At 67.2% G+C, this 17,461-nt stretch carries 16 protein-coding genes; 8 read left to right on the top strand and 8 right to left on the bottom strand.

From position 1 onward, the window contains the following. Nucleotides 1–337 precede the first annotated feature (337 nt). The 4 genes from dusB to phoU all read left to right on the top strand — a co-directional run bounded on the left by dusB (nucleotide 338) and on the right by phoU (nucleotide 5,847). The gene (dusB, locus tag G406_RS0141005) at nucleotides 338–1,492 is read left to right on the top strand and encodes a tRNA dihydrouridine synthase DusB (RefSeq protein ID WP_037081276.1); all 1,155 of its coding nucleotides are present in this window, start codon (nucleotides 338–340) and stop codon (nucleotides 1,490–1,492) included. A 118-nt stretch (nucleotides 1,493–1,610) separates the two neighbouring features. Further along, complete coding sequence (locus G406_RS52970; protein ID WP_051343365.1) at nucleotides 1,611–2,492, top strand: GGDEF domain-containing protein; 882 nt, start codon at nucleotides 1,611–1,613, stop codon at nucleotides 2,490–2,492. A 109-nt stretch (nucleotides 2,493–2,601) separates the two neighbouring features. After that, complete coding sequence (locus tag G406_RS0140995; protein WP_028938377.1) at nucleotides 2,602–5,121, top strand: LCP family protein; 2,520 nt, start codon at nucleotides 2,602–2,604, stop codon at nucleotides 5,119–5,121. 69 nt (nucleotides 5,122–5,190) lie between these two features. Beyond that, nucleotides 5,191–5,847: a phosphate signaling complex protein PhoU gene (gene phoU / locus G406_RS0140990; protein ID WP_028938376.1), complete on the top strand. Its 657-nt coding sequence runs from the start codon at nucleotides 5,191–5,193 to the stop codon at nucleotides 5,845–5,847. Nucleotides 5,848–5,967: 120 nt separating this feature from the next. Here the strand turns inward: phoU and G406_RS0140985 are convergent, their stop codons facing one another. The 7 genes from G406_RS0140985 to G406_RS0140955 form a co-directional block, all read right to left on the bottom strand. After that, a complete protein-coding gene (locus tag G406_RS0140985) occupies nucleotides 5,968–7,194 on the bottom strand; it encodes an ABC transporter permease (protein ID WP_084216804.1) in 1,227 nt (408 codons plus the stop codon). Between the two features lie 963 nt (nucleotides 7,195–8,157). Beyond that, nucleotides 8,158–8,934: a phosphate ABC transporter ATP-binding protein PstB gene (pstB, locus tag G406_RS0140980; protein ID WP_028938374.1), complete on the bottom strand. Its 777-nt coding sequence runs from the start codon at nucleotides 8,932–8,934 to the stop codon at nucleotides 8,158–8,160. Nucleotides 8,935–8,944: 10 nt separating this feature from the next. Beyond that, nucleotides 8,945–9,868, bottom strand: a complete 924-nt coding sequence (gene pstA / locus G406_RS0140975) for a phosphate ABC transporter permease PstA (RefSeq protein ID WP_028938373.1) — start codon at nucleotides 9,866–9,868, stop codon at nucleotides 8,945–8,947. After that, nucleotides 9,865–10,932, bottom strand: a complete 1,068-nt coding sequence (gene pstC / locus G406_RS0140970; RefSeq protein WP_028938372.1) for a phosphate ABC transporter permease subunit PstC — start codon at nucleotides 10,930–10,932, stop codon at nucleotides 9,865–9,867. The genes pstA and pstC overlap by 4 nt, the downstream gene beginning before the upstream one ends. A 68-nt stretch (nucleotides 10,933–11,000) precedes the next feature. Next, nucleotides 11,001–12,116 carry a phosphate ABC transporter substrate-binding protein PstS gene (gene pstS, locus G406_RS0140965; RefSeq protein ID WP_028938371.1) on the bottom strand — a complete coding sequence of 372 codons (1,116 nt, stop codon included), beginning with the start codon at nucleotides 12,114–12,116 and terminating at the stop codon, nucleotides 11,001–11,003. Nucleotides 12,117–12,388: 272 nt separating this feature from the next. Continuing rightward, complete coding sequence (mshD, locus tag G406_RS0140960) at nucleotides 12,389–13,300, bottom strand: mycothiol synthase (RefSeq protein ID WP_037081205.1); 912 nt, start codon at nucleotides 13,298–13,300, stop codon at nucleotides 12,389–12,391. Continuing rightward, nucleotides 13,297–14,097 carry a winged helix-turn-helix transcriptional regulator gene (locus tag G406_RS0140955; RefSeq protein WP_169736883.1) on the bottom strand — a complete coding sequence of 267 codons (801 nt, stop codon included), beginning with the start codon at nucleotides 14,095–14,097 and terminating at the stop codon, nucleotides 13,297–13,299. Before G406_RS0140955 ends, mshD begins: the two co-directional genes overlap by 4 nt. A gap of 175 nt (nucleotides 14,098–14,272) precedes the next feature. On the opposite strand from G406_RS0140955, the gene G406_RS0140950 reads away from it, so the two are divergent. The 4 genes from G406_RS0140950 (at nucleotide 14,273) to G406_RS0140940 (ending at nucleotide 16,533) form a co-directional block, all read left to right on the top strand. Further along, nucleotides 14,273–15,100, top strand: coding sequence for an LmeA family phospholipid-binding protein (locus G406_RS0140950; protein ID WP_028938368.1), 828 nt, complete (start codon nucleotides 14,273–14,275; stop codon nucleotides 15,098–15,100). Nucleotides 15,101–15,166: 66 nt separating this feature from the next. Beyond that, the gene (locus G406_RS59915; RefSeq protein ID WP_425414685.1) at nucleotides 15,167–15,241 is read left to right on the top strand and encodes a putative leader peptide; all 75 of its coding nucleotides are present in this window, start codon (nucleotides 15,167–15,169) and stop codon (nucleotides 15,239–15,241) included. 153 nt (nucleotides 15,242–15,394) lie between these two features. Then, nucleotides 15,395–16,234 (top strand): sulfurtransferase, encoded by an 840-nt coding sequence (locus G406_RS0140945; RefSeq protein WP_028938367.1) that lies wholly within the window; start codon nucleotides 15,395–15,397, stop codon nucleotides 16,232–16,234. Beyond that, complete coding sequence (locus G406_RS0140940; protein ID WP_028938366.1) at nucleotides 16,234–16,533, top strand: DUF1416 domain-containing protein; 300 nt, start codon at nucleotides 16,234–16,236, stop codon at nucleotides 16,531–16,533. The genes G406_RS0140945 and G406_RS0140940 overlap by 1 nt, the downstream gene beginning before the upstream one ends. 52 nt (nucleotides 16,534–16,585) lie before the next feature. Here G406_RS0140940 and G406_RS0140935 read toward each other — a convergent pair whose 3' ends face one another. Beyond that, nucleotides 16,586–17,380, bottom strand: a complete 795-nt coding sequence (locus G406_RS0140935; RefSeq protein ID WP_156935436.1) for an SCO4651 family lipoprotein — start codon at nucleotides 17,378–17,380, stop codon at nucleotides 16,586–16,588. Between the last annotated feature and the right edge of the window lie 81 nt (nucleotides 17,381–17,461).

Genomic DNA, 17,461 nt, shown 5'->3' with positions numbered 1-17,461 from the left:
CTCGGTTCGGAAGAGACGGTTCTTCGCTGAGCGGCCAGTATGAATCAGCACACAACCGTCGACGGCCTGTTTTGGCAAGACACGTCACCGCGTTCACTCCAGAGCACCGCGGTCGGTTCACGTCACCGCGTTCATCCCAGCGCCGATCCGGTGACCAGCATGAAATTTCCGATGAGCGGTGGATTTGCCCGATGGTGGGCGTGGCAGAGAGGGTCTGGGTGACCGGTCACCGCGGCGCGGGTGCGGGTCGCGGACGCGACGATGGGTGACCGTAACCACGCCGGTACCGTTTATCAGATGACGATCGTAGTCGGCTGCTGATCAGCGTATGGCAGCGATGAGTACCGCGACCGATTCCCGGTCGGCACTGCGGATCGGACCGTTCCAGGTCGACCCGCCGGTGGTGCTTGCCCCGATGGCCGGGGTGACGAACGTGGCGTTCCGCCGGTTGTGCCGTGAGTACGGCGCCGGCCTGTACGTCTGCGAGATGATCACCTCCCGGGCGCTCGTCGAGCGGCACCCCGAGACGTATCGGATGATCCGGTTCGACCCGGAGGAGTACCCGCGCTCGCTGCAGCTCTACGGTGTCGACCCGGCGACCGTCGCGGCGGCCGTGCAGATGGTCGTCGACGAGGACCTGGCCGACCACGTCGACCTGAACTTCGGCTGCCCGGTCCCGAAGGTGACCCGCCGGGGTGGCGGGGCCGCGCTGCCGTACAAGCGCCGGCTGTTCGAGCGGATCGTCACCGGCGCGGTGCGCGCCGCGCAGACCAGCGCGAAGCCGGGCGGAATGCCGCTGACCGTGAAGATGCGCATCGGCATCGACGATCAGCACCACACCTACCTCGAGGCGGGCCGGATCGCGGCCGATGTGGGCGCGGCCGCCGTCGCATTGCACGCGCGGACCGCCGCGCAGCGCTACTCCGGTCAGGCCGACTGGTCGGCCGTCGCCCGGTTGCGGGACGCGCTGCCGGGTGAGCTGCCCGTCCTGGGCAACGGTGACGTGTTCAGCGCTGCCGACGCGATGCGGCTGATGGCGGAGACCGGGTGCGACGGCGTCGTGATCGGTCGCGGCTGCCTCGGGCGGCCGTGGCTGTTCGGCGAGCTGGAGGCGGCGCTGTCCGGTCGTCCGGTGCCGCCGACGCCCACGCTCGGTCAGGTCGCCGGCACGCTGTCGCGGCACGCGCGGCTGCTCACCGAGCACCTCGGCGCGGACAAGGGCATCCGGGACTTCCGCAAGCACATCGCCTGGTACCTCAAGGGCTTCCCGGTCGGTTCGACGCTGCGCCGCGAACTGGCGATGGTCGGTTCGCTCGACCAGCTCGATGAACTGGTCGCCCAGTTGGACGGCTCGGCGCTGCCGGACGACGTGGAAGCCCCACGCGGACGGCAGGGGTCGCCGGGCAAGGTCACCTTGCCGCACGGGTGGCTGGAGGATCCGGACGACGTCACGGTTCCCGGCGGGGCGGAGTTGGCGAGTTCCGGCGGGTAACTAAACGTAAAGGACACCGATTCGCTCACTCGGGCGAAAAGACCAGGACACGGGCCGTAACAACCGGCCAACCGGCGATCAGCACCGACGATGGGGACCCCTAGGAGGTGGATGTGGAGTGAGTTCCTCGCAGCGCGGCCGGACGGCCGAGCGGCCCTCGCACCGTGCCGACAGCGCGGTGGGGCGCGTCCCCGCGGCGCGTCCGGAGAGTTCGCTGAACACTCATCTAGAACTTGACTCCCATCTCGACCTGACGGCCGTGCAGGAATGCATCGCGGACGGCGAGGAACTGGCGCGGCTCGGCCTGTGGGAGGAGGCGTACCGGCGCATGGCCAACGCGGTCGAGCTGCTGCACGACGCGCCCGATCGCCCGCACCCGGTGCGCGCCGAGCTGGACCGGCTGCGTCACGAACACGAGATGGTCCGTGAGCAGGCCCGCCGTGACTTCCTGACCGCCAGCTACAACCGCCGCTACCTCGACGATCGGCTCAGCACGCTGCTGAACGACCCGGCCGTGGTCCGCTCCGGCATGGCGCTGGCCATGGTCGACATCGATCACTTCAAGAAGGTCAACGACCGCTACGGGCACCCGTTCGGTGACCGGGTCCTGCAGCACGTGGTCGCCCAGCTGGACGCCGCGCTGCCCGACGGCGCGTTCTGCGCACGGTACGGCGGCGAGGAGTTCGCGCTGGTCATGCCCGGTTTCGAGCCGTCGGAGGCGGTCGAGGTGTGCGAGGTTGCCCGCACCCGCATCGACACGCACCGGTGGCTCGAGCTCGACCCGGACCTCCGGGTCACGGTGAGCGTCGGGGTCGCGCACAGCGTCGCCGAGCCACCGGACGTCGAGCAGCTCCTGGTCGGCGCGGACGTGCTGCTGTACGCGGCGAAGGGGGCGGGTCGCAACGCTGTCGCGTACCGCAAGCACGACGGCGCGGTAGCCCTCGCCGGGGCTGCCGGCGCACGGCGTGACATCCCACAACCGGCGTCGATGCGAGGGTAAACTGCCCAGCGCACTGCTATAACGCCGTGCGACCTCAGGGTGACCGAGGGACCTGGGTACGATTTCCACAAGTACCCAGGCTCACGATCAAGATCAGCCGGGAGGTGGCGTGGCGGACGGTGACCCAGAACAGGTGACCCGTACCCGCCGCCGCCGAGACGCCGAGGAACCGGGCGGTCTCAGCGTGGCCGACCTGCTGGCCAAGCACGGTGCCGACGTCTCGCCGAGGGAGACCAACCAGCACAGCCTGCGCGGTCAGCCCCAGGACGAACCGGTCGCCGACGACGACCAGGATGCGCCGCCCGGCTGGGACACTCCGGACGACGCGGGCGGCTGGGACGACGAAACAGCCCGCGATGACCCGCGCGACTGGGACGAGCCCGACGGCTGGGACGTCGATCCGCCCAGGTCGCCGGACCGGAACGGTTACCCCGGGCCGGCTCCTCAGCCCTCGAACTGGGACAACGGCGAGACCGCCGAGTTCTATCCCCGACGCGTCCTGGACAGCATCTTTCCGAAGGGCGTGCCCAACGCACCGGCGTCCCGGCCGGGCGGGGGCGCCTACGACGTGCTCGGTGACGACGACCAAGGCGTCACCGAGAAGCTGTTCCCCAAGGGCTCGATCAGCGCGCTGAACTCGCCACTCGGTGCCTACGGCGACCAACCGCCTCGCCGGCAGGGCGGCACCGAGCCGCACAGTTCTCTCGACCAGCCGACGAGCGAACTGGCGGTTCAGCCGGGGCCACAGAAGCCGACGTCACCGGTGGACGTGCTCACCGCCGAGATCAGCGCCGAGGATCTGTTCGACGACGCACCGGCCGGCGACGACGCCTCGGACGATCCGGTGGTCAACGGCCGCCGCCCGGATCTCCCGAGCGACCGGTCGCACGACGAGCGGGACGCCGACGACGAGTACGGCCGTGACGAGGACGACCGCGAGGACGACCACGACGACGAACCCGTCGAGCCCGAGGTGTCCGAGGTGCCCGCCGCGCCGCGCACCGAACGGGAGTACTCGGGTGACCAGCCGGAGGAACTGGTCGGGTTCGAGCTGCGCGCCGCCAAGATCGACGAGACGCTGACCAGGCTCACCGCGATCCACGCCGGTATGGGCAAGGAGATGACCGCGCGGGTCAGCCGCACCGGCAAGGTCCCGGTGGTCGCCCCGAAGGCAGAGCCCGAGGCAGCAGAGCCGCCGGCACCGCCTGAGCCGCCCTCCACCCGGCGCAAGGCGGTCCGGATCGTCGCGATCGCCGCCGCGGTCGCGTTGTTCGTCGCGATCACCGCGGGGTGGATCACCCAGCTGCAGCTGGACGGCAAGCTGCGCACGGTCGCGGCACTCGACCCCAACTCGGGCGCGATCGTCGACGCCGCCGCGCAGGCCGGCGACCACAACTATTTGATGATCGGCACCGATCCCGGCGGCCTCGACCAGACCGTCACCGGCGCGGTCAAGGCGACCGGCATGAGTACTGTCCTGCTGGCGCACGTACCGGCCGCGCGGGACCGCGTCGTCTGGCTGTCGCTGCCGGCGAACCTGGAGATCGACCGCCCCAGCTGCGACACGTACAACCAGGCGAGCGCGAGCTACCCGGGTGGCACGACGCCCGCGCAGTCCGGGGTTCAGCTGGCCAGCGCGTTCCAGGTCGGCGGACCCCGATGCGTCACCAAGGCGATCCAGCAGCTGACCGGGCTCGCGGTCAACCACTTCACCGCGCTGGACCTCGCGGGCGTGCAGAACATGGTCGACGCGATGAACGGCCTCGTCGTGTGCGTACCGAAACCGGTGCTCGACAGCCAGCTCGGACCGATCGTCTCGGCGGTCGGCAAGCAGGTCATGGGCGGTCAGACCGCGCTCACCTACATCCGCGCGCAGCACGTGCGCGGCGAGTCGCCCTCCGGGGTCGAGCACAACCTGCGTCAACAGGCGGTACTCGCCGCGCTGCTCGCCAGGGGCACCTCCGACCAGACGGTCGGCAGCATCGGCAAGCTGGAACGCCTGGTCAGCGCATTCGCCGAGCATTCGGTGAACGACTCGGCGAACCTGACCGACATCGGCAAGCTTGCCTCGGCGATGCACGACGTCGACCCGACGAAGGTCGACTTCGTCGGCGTGCCGACCGCCGCGCAACCCGACACCCGGGGCAACCAGGTGCTGCGACCGGACGACGCGAAGACGCTGTTCGACCAGATCCGGACGAACAAGGCACTGCCGGGCGAGGGTGCCAGCACCACGACCGTCACCGGCCCGACCAGCGACGACGCCGCGTCCGCGACCGTGCCACCCAGCGCGATCACCCTGGTCGTGCGCAACGGCTCTTCGAAGTCCGGCCTGGCGAACCAGGCGGCCGATTCGCTGCGGACCCTCGGCTACACGGTGTCGAAGACCGGCGACTCGCCGCACCTGGAAGACGGCAAGAGCGTCATCCGCAGCTCCCCGGATCAGGCGGATCAGGCCGCGACACTGGCGCAGGCGGTGCCCAGCGCGATCACCCAGACGGTGTCCGGGACCGGCACGCTGGAGCTGGTGCTCGGGGATTCCTTCGACGGCCAGGTGCAGGCGGCTCAGGGGCCTGCCGCCGCCGCGCCGCCCAGCCTGGTCACCGCAGCAGCCCTGAGCTGCAAGTAATCTGCCCAATTCACCTTCCGTTCACCTGGTGATGGGGGGTGGGTGATCCCTTTCGCATACTCTTATCCAATGCGTGAGGCGTATCAAACGAAGCTCGACGGCCTGGCTGGTGAGCTGGCGGACATGTGTGAGTCCGTCGGCGCTGCGATGCGGAAGGCCACCGATGCTCTGTTGAACGCCGACCTGGCGCTCGCCGAGCAGGTCATCACCGAGGACCTGCGGATCGACGAGCTGCGCAACCGGACCGAAGAGGACTCGTTCGCGCTGCTCGCCCTGCAGGCCCCGGTGGCCACCGACCTGCGGGTCGTCGTCGCCGCCATTCACGCGGCCGGTGACCTGGAACGGATGGGTGACCTGGCGCTGCACGTGGCGCGCGCCGCGCGGCGTCGGCACCCGGCCGATGTGCTGCCGGAGGAGGTCAAGCCGTACTTCGCCGAGATGGGCAAGGTCGCGTGCGAGCTGGCGCAGAAGGCCGCGGCTGTGATCCGTAACCCGCAGGTGGAGAAGGCCAACGAGCTGGACTCCGACGACGACGCGATGGACGACCTGCACCGGCACATGTTCACCGTGCTGATGAGCCCGGACTGGACGCACGGTGTCGCCGCCGCCGTCGACATCACGCTGCTGGCCCGGTTCTACGAGCGCTACGGCGACCACTCGGTCGCGGTGGCCCGCCGCATGGTCTACGTCATCACCGGCGAAATGCCAGGCCCCCTGGAGGTCTAACCCCCCCGTGAGTGGCAAGTGGTCCTATAGCAACCCTGGGCACTCACGACGGAAAAGCTGTCGTGAGTGCCCAGGGTTGCTACGCCTTCGGCGCCCCTTCGGGGTAGAACCACTTGCCACTCACGGGGTGGCGACCAGTTCTCGTTCCTGGACCGCGGGGCTCAGCTTTGCTGCCTGGGTGGCGGGATAGAGGCCCGCCAGCAGGCCCAGGAGGAGGCTGGCGCCGAAGGCGATCAGGACCGCCTGGATCGGGATCTCCACCGCGCCGGCGCCGCCGGTGAGCTCCGGCATCACCTGGGTCTCGACGAGCACCAGCGCGCCGATGCCGAGGCCGACGCCGAGGATTCCGCCGAAGGCGGCCAGGATCGTCGACTCGGCGAGCACGTGCCGGAAGATCGTGCTTCTCGGAGTGCCGTCCGCGATGTGCTGGCGGATCTCCTCGGTGTGTTCGGACACGGTGAGCAGGATCGTGTTGGCGATGCCCAGCGCGCCGACCAGCAGCATGCAGGCCGCGACCGCGATGATGAACCAGTTCAGCATCGTCAGTGACTGGCTGGAGGACGCCACTGTGTTCGTCGTGTCCGCGCTGTAGTTGCGCTGCGCGGACGACCCGATGTTGTGCTCCCGGTCCATGATCTTGCTGATCTGATCGGACAGCGGTGTCAGCGAGTCGAGGTCCTTGGCGATCACCGAGATGCTGTTGAGCGAGTCGGTCCCGCCGAAGAGGTAGGCACGGGCGGTCGGCATCGGGACCAGCGCGACGCCGTTGCCGACCGCGGACTTGGCGAGGATGCCGATCACCTTGAACTGGTGCCGGCCGATGTAGATGTTCTGGCCGAGTGCCGCTTCCGAGTTGCCCGCGAACAGCCACTTGACGACGGACGAACCGATCAGCGCCACCTTGGCCTTGCTCCGGTACTGGTCCTCGGTGAACATCGAGCCCGCCGCGATCTGCCTGGTCCGGAGCTTGAGCAGGCCCTCGTTCGAACCGGTGGCCTTCGCGGTCCGGAACTCGTTGGCGCCGAAGCGCATCACCGCGGCGCCCTCGACCACCGGCACGACCCGGTCGACCAGAGTCGGGTCGAGCTCACGCTGCAGCGCGGCGAGGTCGCCGTCGTCGAGACCCTGTTTCGGCGCGAGGATGTCCGGCGTCGACGGGGTGATCGCGATGGTGTTGTTCGTGTTGTTCAGGGTGGTGCCGACCATGGAGAGCACGCCGTTGCTCAGTCCGATCAGCACGATCATGGCCGCGACGCCGATCATGATGGTCAGTGTGGTGAGCCCGGTGCGCAGCCGGTTCGCGCGCATTCTGTGCAGCGTCATCCGCAAGGCATTCTTCGACTGCATTCAGTCACTCCCTGGCCCGGCCCCCCGGGATCCTAAGAATGTCCTCAGAATGACTGACCTGCACGAATGGCGCAAGATGTGATGGCGGTAACCCCCCGATGGCCCAGCCGGTTGCGCAAACGGCGGAACGCACACACAAGATCACCACCGCCTGAGGGCTGATTCCCCCTCGAAAATCAGCCCTCAGACGGTGGTGATCTTGAGCGGTGTCGGACCCATTCGAGGTGGTTGGAGAGGTGCCTCCGGACTCGGTGGGAGTCGGACGGGAGATGAACTCAGTCGTTCGACGCTCTACAGCGGCCCTTATCGCACCGTTCAATCTTCCAAGCTGTGCACTTACTTCCCTTGCATGCTTGGATTGCTTTGCGTAATGTCCATATCCCGCTACCGTTCTCTGAAGCTACAGTGGTTACGTAGTTGTTTCTATCGTCGGGATTGTGCAGATTCGCAACCTGCTTGCGTTGCACATTGTCGTTCCAGGCGTACGTAAGTTGAGCATGCGCATTGCAATCGGGACTACCCATGCTGCCGTTAAACTTGATCCCCATGACGGGTGAACCGCCACCCTGAGAGATGCCGCCCATCGGGATAATGCTGATCCCGATCTCGCAGTCCTCCATGGTGGTTGACAGCACGTCGGAAGGTGCCGATGCCTTAAATAAAGGACCTGTCCCCGTACTGGCGCTGGCCTCTGACTGAAGCGCGGGGATTGCGCACATGAATACCGCGGTCAAGGTAACTGATAGAGCTTTGCGCCACTGCAACTTCAGTACTCTCCGCTCGGATGGATAGTGTCGGCTCCTGGGAGTCCTGATCAGTCAGGAACACCGTCATGACACTTCTATCGTATAGCGGTGGCGAGACATGATGGCGAAAGTGTTTGCAATCGCGAACGTTGGCTCGATTGCGGCCGGCAGGCCGTCCAGGTGTGTTCGAGGGCGGCGGACACTATCGGTTCGATGACTAGCCGAAGCGGCCGGAGATGTAGTCCTCGGTCGCGCGCTGAGTGGGGTTCGAGAAGATCTTGTCGGTGTCATCGATCTCCACCAGCTGGCCGGGCTCGCCCGTCGCGCGCAGGTTGAAGAAGGCCGTCTGGTCGCTGACCCGGGCGGCCTGCTGCATGTTGTGCGTGACGATGACGATCGTGTAGTCCTTCTTCAGCTCACCGATCAGGTCCTCGATGGCGAGGGTCGAGATCGGGTCGAGCGCCGAGCAGGGCTCGTCCATCAGCAGCACGTCGGGCTGCACGGCGATGGCCCGCGCGATGCACAGCCGCTGCTGCTGACCGCCGGACAGGCCGCCACCCGGCTTGTTGAGGCGGTCCTTGACCTCGTTCCACAGGTTTGCACCGCGAAGCGAGCGCTCTGCGATCTCGTCCAGACTCTTCTTGTTCTTCTCACCCTGTAGCTTCTTGCCTGCCACGACGTTGTCCCGGATCGACATCGTCGGGAACGGATTCGGCCGCTGGAACACCATGCCGATGGTGCGCCGCACTTCGACCGGGTCGACGCTGTCGCCGTAGATGTCCTCGCCGTCCAGCAGCACCTGGCCGGACACCTTCGCGCCGGGGATGACCTCGTGCATGCGGTTCAGGGTGCGCAGCACGGTGGACTTCCCGCAGCCGGACGGCCCGATGAACGCCGTCACGCTGCGTGGGGGAACCGACAGGCTGACGTTCTGCACTGCGTGGAAGGTGCCGTAGAAGATGTCGACGTCTTTGAGATCCAGCCGCTTGGCCATGATCGAGTCCTTACTTCGTCTTCGGCGCGGTGATCTTGGACAGCGCCGCGGCGATCAGCTGGAAAACGGTGATGATCAGGATCAGGGTGAGCGCGGAACCCCAGATGCGGTCCACTCCAGCGTCGGTGGGGTTGTTGCGCTCGACGGTCATGGTTAGCGGAAGTGAGGCCATGGGGCCGTCGAACGGGTTGAAGTGGATGTATGGCGCATATGCCACCAGGATCAGTACGGGTGCCGTTTCGCCCATGATCCGGGCGAGGGCAAGCACGATGCCGGTGAGCATGCCGGACAGCGCGGTCGGGATGACGATCTTGACGATGGTCTTCCACTTGGGCACGCCGAGTGCGTACGCGGCCTCGCGCAGGTCATCAGGGACGATCTTGAGCATCTCTTCGCAGGATCGCACCACAACTGGGACCATCAGCAGCACCAGCGCGAGCGATACCGCGATCGCGCTGCGCGGAAGTCCCAGGATTGAGATCCAGACCGCGTAGATGAACAGGGCGGCAACAATGGACGGCACGCCGGTGAGGATGTCCACCATGAACGTCGTGGTTTTCGAGAGCCTGGAGGTGGCTTTTCCTCGGCCGCCGTATTCCACTAGGTAAATGGCAACCATGACACCGATTGGAGTGGCGATTAGTGCCGCGACCAAACTCTGAATCAGCGTTCCGTAGACCGCGTGATAGACCCCGCCACCGGTCTGCCGGGCGAGTAGCCCGTTGAATGACTGAAACCACCAATTGGCGTTCAGTACCACGTCCAGGCCCTTGGCGAGAACGGTGATGATCACCCATAGCAGGGGTACCAGTGCGATGACGAAGCATGCGGTTACCAGCACGGTCGCGAGGCCGTTGCGGAACTTGCGGGCCGCACTGATATTGGTGAATGCGGGCTTGATCGCCGGTGCGTCGATCGGTGGTGAAGTAGTCACGTTGAGTCTGCCCCTCGGTTCACGATGGCCCTCGCCAACGAGTTCACCGCGAAGGTGAAGATGAACAGGACCAGGCCGGCTGCGATATAAGCGCCGGCGGACAGCGCATTGTTCAGCTCGGCGAAGGACAGCGCGATCTTGGAGGCGAATGTAGCGCCACCATCGAACAGGCTGCCCCGGAACGGTGCGTTCACGGTCGAGAGAATGACCATCAGACCGATGGTCTCGCCCAGCGCACGACCCAGGCCGAGCATCGAGGCGCTCACGTATCCGGCCCGGCCGAAGGGCAGCACAGTCGTCTTGACGACCTCCCAACGGGTAGCGCCGAGAGCAAGCGCAGCTTCTATCTGGGTGCGCGGGGTGCGCTCGAACACCTCACGTGTCACTGCTGTGATGATCGGCAGAATCATCACCGCGAGCACGATGCCGGCGGTGAAGAGGTTGGTGCCGCGTGCGACCGGCACGTTGTCGTCGTAATGGTGGAAGAGGAAGAACCAGCCGAAGTGGGCATTGAGCCACACGCCGATCGGGCTGATGACGGGTGCAAGTACGAGCAGGCCCCATAGCCCGAAGATGATCGACGGGACAGCCGCCAGAAGATCGATCAGGTAGCCGAAGGGTTTGGCGAGCCTGCGAGGTGCGTACTGAGTGAGGAAGAGTGCGATGCCTAGGCCTACCGGCATTGCCAGCACGAGCGCATAGGCAGACACCTCGATGGTGACCAGCAGCAGGTCGAGAATTCCGAAACTCAGAGCGTTCGGATTCTCTGCGGTGAAGTCCCGGCTGGTCAGGAAGTTGGCGTGGTTGGCGAGCAGCGCGGGGACGGCCTGGATCAGCAGGAACAGCCCGATCGCGCCGATGACCAGGACGATGAACCAGCCGGAGCCGGTGGCCAGGCCACCGAAGATCTTGTCGCCCCGCTGGACGACGGCTCCACGGCTCGGTTCGGGCGGCGGATCGACATGCTTCGGTGGCGCCAGGCCCTCGGTCGGCGCCACTTCCCGGGGCGGGTGCTCGCCGTCCGGTGTCGAGTCGGTGCGGGAGATGTTGCCGACCTCCGTCATGTCTTACCCCCAAAATTGTGCCAGTCGGGCCGCGCGAGTGCGACGGCCCGACCGGCTGCGACGGATGGTTAGGAGATTGCGTTGATCGCGGTGAGGAGCTTCTGCTTGAACTCCTCGGGCAGCGGCGCGTAGCCGGCCTCGGACAGCTGCGCCTGGCCGCTGGTGGCCGCGGTGGTCAGGAAGGACTTGACCGAGGACGCGACGTCCGGGGTGTAGCCCTTCGAGCAGACCAGCTCGTAGGTGGCGAGGATCAGCGGGTAGGCGCCCGGGGTGGCCGCGCCGTAGACCGACTTGAGGTCGAGCCGCAGGTCGTTGCCCTCACCGGTGATCTTGGCAGAGGAGATGGCCTTGCCGACCGTGTCGTTGTTCAGTGCCACCGGGCCGGCGCCGTTGTCCAGCTTGGCCATGCCCAGCTTGTTGTCCTGGGCGTAGGACAGCTCGACGTAGCTGATCGTGCCGTCGGTCGAGCTGACCGCCTGGGACACACCGGCCGACTGGTTCGCACCGGAGCCGACGCCGCCGACGAACTTCTTGCCGGCGCCCTTGGTCCACGCGCCCTTGCTCGCGGCCTGGAGGTACTGCTGGAAGTTGTCCGTGGTGCCGGACTCGTCCGAGCGATAGATGACACTGATCGGCAGGTCCGGCAGCTGGGCACCGGTGTTCTGCGCGGCGATCGCCGGGTCGTTCCACTTGGTGATGCTGCCGTCGAAGATCTTCGCGGCGGTCTCGCCACTGAGTGTCAGGTTCTCGACGCCCTTGACGTTGTAGGCGATCGCGACCGGCCCGAACACGAGCGGCAGGTTCCAGGCCGGGTTGCCCTGGCAGCGCTTGTTCGCGGCGTCGACCTCACCGTTGTCGGCCTTCAGCGCCGAGTCCGAACCACCGAAGTCCGAGAGCCCGGCGGTGAACTGCTTGACACCGGCACCCGAGCCGGACGGGGTGTAGGCGAGGTTCTTACCAGGGCATTTCTGCTGGTAGGCCTGGATGAACACGTCGATCGCGTTCTTCTGGGCGCTGGAGCCCTCGCCGGTCAGGTTGGCTTTACCGCTGCAGTCGACAGGGGGTCCGGCAGCTTCGCCGCCACCGGCCGCGCCCCCTGAGTTGGGGTCGCTGCCACATGCGGACAGAGCCAGTGCGCCGACTGCCGCCATGGCGAGCACGACGCCGGGCGTCTTGAGCTTCACGCAGTTCCTCCGGGGTGATCGAGTCCATAGGTGGGCTCTTGCGGACGCGCAGCGGCCGCACTACCTCGAACGGTAGGGAGGATGAGTGGACGGTTTCCCGCGAAAAGGTTAACGGAGGGTGAACACATCACTGTTCGTGATCGCCGCCACTAAGATATACCACCGATAGTGATCCCACCGGTCACTCTATTCCCAGCCGGCTGCGGTTCGGTGGGGGGCTCGTGAGTGCTGAGGCGGCTACGCTTCGCGCCCCTTCGGGGTAGACGGCCTCATCACTCACGAGGCTCATGCGAGAACTGGGCGTCCACGTGCCAGCGGGTGAAGCCCAGCTTCTCGTAGACGCGGACCGCCGCGTGGTTGTCGGCCTCCACATAGAGGAGCACGTCGCTCAGGCCCTGGTCCCTCAGGTGGCGCAGGCCCGCCAAGGTCAGCGCGGCGCCCAGCTTGCGGCCCTGCGCCGTGGGATCGACGCCCAGGACGTAGACCTCTCCGATGTGTTCGGGATCGGTGTGGACCTTCGTCCAGTGGTAGCCGAGCAGCCGTCCGGTCGCCGCGTCCTCGGCAAGGAAGAAACCGGCCGGATCGAACCAGGCCTCGGACTCGCGTTCGGCCAATGGCGTGACGTCCCAGCCGCCCTGCTCGGGGTGCCAGTCGAACGCCGCGTTGTTGACCCGCAGGAACTCGTCCTCGTCCTGGCCGACCACGAACGTCCGCACCCGGACGTCGTCGGCGAACTCCGGCTCGGCGAGCTCGGGATCGCTGAGGCTCCTGCGCATCTGCCACAGCGCGCGGATCTGACGGAATTCCAGTCGCTGTGCCAGGCGCAGCGCGCCGGGGTGCTCCCCGTGTGCCCAGATCCGCAGCTCGGCGCCGTTCGCGCGGTCCAGTAGCCCTTGGACCAGCTGCGTGCCGACGCCTCGACGGCGCGCGTCGGGGTGGACGGCCAGCTCGGCGGTCGCGCCGAAGTCCTCGTCGTCCAGCTGGGCGTAGCCGACCAGCCGGTCCTTGCCCGCCTGTCCGACGCCGTCGTGCAGCAGTAGGTGAGCGCCCTTCTTGGTCAGGCCCATGACCACGTGCTCGCCGACCGGCGGGGTGCCGTCGGCCGAGGTGGCCGCCTCGATCAGCGCCGACACCTCGGCGGCGGTGCCCTGGTCCAGCTCCTCGGTCCAGGTGGCCGCGCTCACCGGTGCTGCAGCCGGGTCGTGGCACCGAAGCGGGACTCGTTCGCGTCGGGTTCGGCGTCCGCCGTCTCGTCGGACAGGTCGCCGGTGTCACGTCCGGTGTCCCGGGAGCCGAGGCCGCCCCTGCCGGGACGGACGAACTTGTAGCCCACGTTGCGGACCGTGCCGATCAGCTGCTCGTGCTCGGGCCCGAGCTTCGCCCGCAGCCGCCGCACGTGCACGTCGACCGTGCGGGTGCCGCCGAAGAAGTCGTAGCCCCACACCTCCTGCAGCAGCTGAGCGCGGGTGAACACCCGGCCCGCGTGCTGCGCCAGGTACTTGAGCAGCTCGAACTCCTTGTACGTCAGCTCCAGCGCCCTGCCCTTGAGCCGCGCCGTGTAGGTGGCCTCGTCGATCATCAGCTCGCCGAGCATCAGCGCGCCGCTGCCGGACTGGGCGTCGGCGCCGGGACGCGTCTTCAGCAGCCGCAGCCGCGCGTCGATCTCGGCGGGACCCGCGCCGGGCAGCAGGATGTCGTCGACCGCCCATTCGGCGGACACCGCGACCAGCCCGCCCTCGTTCAGCACCGCGACCACGGGGACGTCCATACCGGTCGTGCCCAACAACCGACACAGACCGCGTGCCGCGACCAGATCGGTGCGTGCGTCGACCAGCACCGCGTCGTGCGGACCGGCGTCGAGCAGCGCGGCGACCTCGGGGGCGCCGGTGCGGACACCGTGTGGGAGCAGGGCCAACGCCGGTAGGACAGCCTCGGGGCTGGGGTCGGTCGTGAGCAGCAGCAACTCCACGGTTACCTCCATCCGGGGCGCACCGCGATCGTGCCGCGTGCCGCCCCCAGGCCAGACCCGGTTGTCGGAGAAATCCTGGTTACCGGGAGGATACCGGGGTGAGCCCGTCCGTGAACCGTTCCGCGTCGAACCTCACGCTGATGGCTCTTAACAAAACTTTCGGTAACTGTATCGACGGAGACCTGGGATGAAGCGAATCGTGATCGGACTGATCGTAGCGATCGTGCTGCTGGTCGCGGTCGACTTCGCCGCCGCGTCGGCCGCCGAGTATCAGGTGTCGGCGAAGATGCGCGAGCAGCTCGCACTGCCGGACGACCCCGCGGTGAAGATCAACGGGTTCCCGTTCCTGACGCAGGCCTTCGCCGGTGACTACAGCAGGGTCGACGTCGAGGCGAACTACCTCGCCATCGGCAAGATGGAGAACCTCGGCATCCGCACGCAGCTCTTCCACGTGCGCGTGCCGTTCTCCCAGGTGATCAGTGGCTCGGTGCGCAGCATCCGGGTCGACAACGCCGAGGGCACCGTCCGCATCATGAAGGACGACCTGATGCGGCAGATGAGCCAGGTCACGCCCATCACGAAGCTGACCGTGTCGCCGGTCGACGACGGTGCGCTCGACGCGGCGCTCGCCGATTCCGGCAAGGCGACGCCCGGTTCGTCGGTGACCGGCATCAACCCCGACTCCGCCGTGCGGCTCGGCGGTGTCGTGTCATTCCTCGGTCAGAAGATGAACGTCCAGGTGATCGCGGTGCTGAACCTCGCGGGCAACCAGATTCAGATCACCCCGCGCGACATCCGCATCGGGTCCGGCGCGGAAGCCGCCCAGCTGCCGCAGCTCGTGCAGACGCAGCTGCGCAAGCTGTTCACCGTCAAGGTCGACCCAGGTGTCCTGCCGTTCTCGGTGACCCCGACCAGGCTGCGCGCCGTTCCGGACGCGCTGGAGATCTCCGGTGTTGCGCACGACGTCGTGCTGGGCTCCCCGACCCAGCCCACGACGAGTACCAGCAACAACTGATCCCGGGCCACGCGCGCCCAGAAGATCACACCCCAAACCGACACATCCTCCGTTACTCTGGCAGCCGTGTATTGGCCGCTGACCAGACGACGCGCAGTTGACCTGTGTCGTGTCGGCAGCTGCCTGTGTCCGGTTCGCTGAGCGCGAACCGCTGACGCGCCTTTCTCTGGCGCTTTGTCGAGCCCTCGTTCGCATCCGGTCGCGTCTCGCGTCCTCCGGTGCCGCGCGCTCATGCCCAGCAACGCCGTCCACCACGTTCGTCAGCCAGATGAAGATCAAAGGGAGCAAAATCGTATGAGCCGCCAGGATGTCCTGGTCACCGCCGACTGGGCCGAGCAGAACCTCGACACCGATGGGGTGGTGTTCGTCGAGGTCGACGAGGACACCTCCGCCTACGAGGGCGGACACCTTCCGGGCGCGGTACGCATCGACTGGAAGACCGAGCTGCAGGACCAGGTGGTCCGCGACTTCATCGACAAGGCCGGCTTCGAGAAGCTGCTGTCCGAGAAGGGCATCGGCAACGACGACACCGTCGTGCTCTACGGCGGCAACAACAACTGGTTCGCCGCGTACGCCTACTGGTACTTCAAGCTGTACGGGCACGACAAGGTGCAGCTGCTCGACGGTGGGCGCAAGAAGTGGGAGCTGGACGGGCGCGAGCTGAGCAAGGACCTGCCGGACCGCAAGCAGACCAGCTACACCGCGCAGGAGCCGGACAACTCGATCCGCGCGTTCCGCCAGGAGGCCATCGACGCGATCGGCAACAAGAACCTGATCGACGTGCGCTCTCCCGACGAGTTCTCCGGCAAGATCCTCGCGCCGGCGCACCTGCCGCAGGAGCAGTCGCAGCGCCCGGGTCACATCCCGACCGCGCTGAACGTGCCGTGGAGCAAGACCGCGAACGAGGACGGCACCTTCCGGTCCGACGAGGAGATCGCCGCCATCTACAAGGAGGCCGGCCTCGACGAGTCGAAGCCGACCATCGCGTACTGCCGGATCGGTGAGCGCAGCAGCCACAGCTGGTTCGCGCTGCACGAGCTCCTCGGACACACCGACGTCAAGAACTACGACGGTTCGTGGACCGAGTACGGCTCGCTCGTCGGTGCCCCCATCGAGCTCGGGACCGGTGCCTGATGTGCGGCGCGCCTGACCAGGCGCAGTTGCTGCCCGCCGGTACCGACCTGACCAAGGAGACCGTGGTCGTCGGCCGCGTCGTCGCCGGAACCGAGCCGGTCGCCGGTGCGTTCGTCCGGCTGCTCGACGGCGGCGGCGAGTTCACCGCCGAGGTCGTCTCCTCGGCATCGGGTGACTTCCGGTTCTTCGCCGGCCCCGGCAACTGGACGGTGCGTGCGCTGTCCCGTTCCGGCAACGGCGAGACCCAGGTGACCGCTGACGGCCCCGGCCTGCACAAGGCCGAGGTCGCGGTCGGCTGACCTTTCTGATCTCGCGGGCCGGGGCGTTTGTCGCCCCGGCCCGCGCCACAGGTCAGTTCGGGAGTGCCATCAGTCGTCCACCCATGTCGTAGACCTGGTCGGCAGACGGCGCGGTGACCGGTTTCGGGCCGCCGTAGTCGCTGTAGTCGGCCGCCCAGGTCGTCTTGCCGAGTTGAGGACTGTCCGCGCTCGCCTCGGCATGGACCGGCAGGCCGCGTTCGTCGAGCCACAGCTCCAGATGTTCCGCGGAGATACCCATGGCGTCGAACTCCGAGCGCAGCTGGCCGAGAACCTCGTCGGTCAGGCCGAGATTCAGGTCCGTGACCAGCTTGTGCAGCTCGATCGTCCCGGCATAGTGGGTCGTCGACACGCCACCCCGCTGTTCCTCGCCGACCTCGGTGAGATCCCCCGCCTGGCGCAGCATCGCCGCGGACCGCACCGGGTTCGTCTGGCCGAGTGCCGCCGTCAGCAGCTGTCCCATCGGGCCGTAGGCCTTCTCCGCGTCGGCGTAGGTCAGCTTGCCCCACGCCTTGCCGCCCATGAAGCTCTGCAGCTGGGCGGGCATGCTGGTGTACATCGCGTCCTCGGTGAAGACCGCGCGGGTCGGTTCGCCCGGGCTGAGACCGCCCATGGTCAGCTCGCCGGTCGTGCCCTGTACCCAGGACAGCGACCCGTCGATACGCATCGGCGGCATGGACCCGGTGGTCGCCGTCGCCGAGACCTTGGCGGACCGGGCGTTGAGCGCCTGCTCCGAGGAACCCGCCAATGCCTGACCCGGACTGCTCGCCGAGCCACAGCCCGCCGTCAGCCCGACGACCAGCGCTCCTGCCAATACAGCACGTCTCATGGGCACCCCTCCGCGTTCGGTGATCGCACACGGTAGCGGTTATGCCACTCGGCTCTCAGCTGTTTACGTCTATAACGGCTG

The organism is Actinospineispora spinosispora DSM 44797 (genome assembly GCF_000429025.1).
Taxonomy (GTDB): Bacteria; Actinomycetota; Actinomycetes; order Mycobacteriales; family Pseudonocardiaceae; genus Pseudonocardia; species Pseudonocardia spinosispora.
Note: the sequence above shows the minus strand (reverse complement) of the source record. Positions and strands in the feature narration are given on the sequence as shown.

Coding starts and splice junctions, on each gene's coding strand:
- G406_RS0140950 (WP_028938368.1), top strand. CDS start 14,273: ATGAAGCGAATCGTGATCGGACTGATCGTAGCGATCGTGCTGCTGGTC.
- pstC (WP_028938372.1), bottom strand. CDS start 10,932: ATGACGGAGGTCGGCAACATCTCCCGCACCGACTCGACACCGGACGGC.
- G406_RS0140935 (WP_156935436.1), bottom strand. CDS start 17,380: ATGAGACGTGCTGTATTGGCAGGAGCGCTGGTCGTCGGGCTGACGGCG.
- dusB (WP_037081276.1), top strand. CDS start 338: ATGAGTACCGCGACCGATTCCCGGTCGGCACTGCGGATCGGACCGTTC.
- G406_RS0140955 (WP_169736883.1), bottom strand. CDS start 14,097: ATGGAGGTAACCGTGGAGTTGCTGCTGCTCACGACCGACCCCAGCCCC.
- pstB (WP_028938374.1), bottom strand. CDS start 8,934: ATGGCCAAGCGGCTGGATCTCAAAGACGTCGACATCTTCTACGGCACC.
- G406_RS0140940 (WP_028938366.1), top strand. CDS start 16,234: ATGTGCGGCGCGCCTGACCAGGCGCAGTTGCTGCCCGCCGGTACCGAC.
- G406_RS0140985 (WP_084216804.1), bottom strand. CDS start 7,194: ATGCAGTCGAAGAATGCCTTGCGGATGACGCTGCACAGAATGCGCGCG.
- G406_RS0140945 (WP_028938367.1), top strand. CDS start 15,395: ATGAGCCGCCAGGATGTCCTGGTCACCGCCGACTGGGCCGAGCAGAAC.
- phoU (WP_028938376.1), top strand. CDS start 5,191: ATGCGTGAGGCGTATCAAACGAAGCTCGACGGCCTGGCTGGTGAGCTG.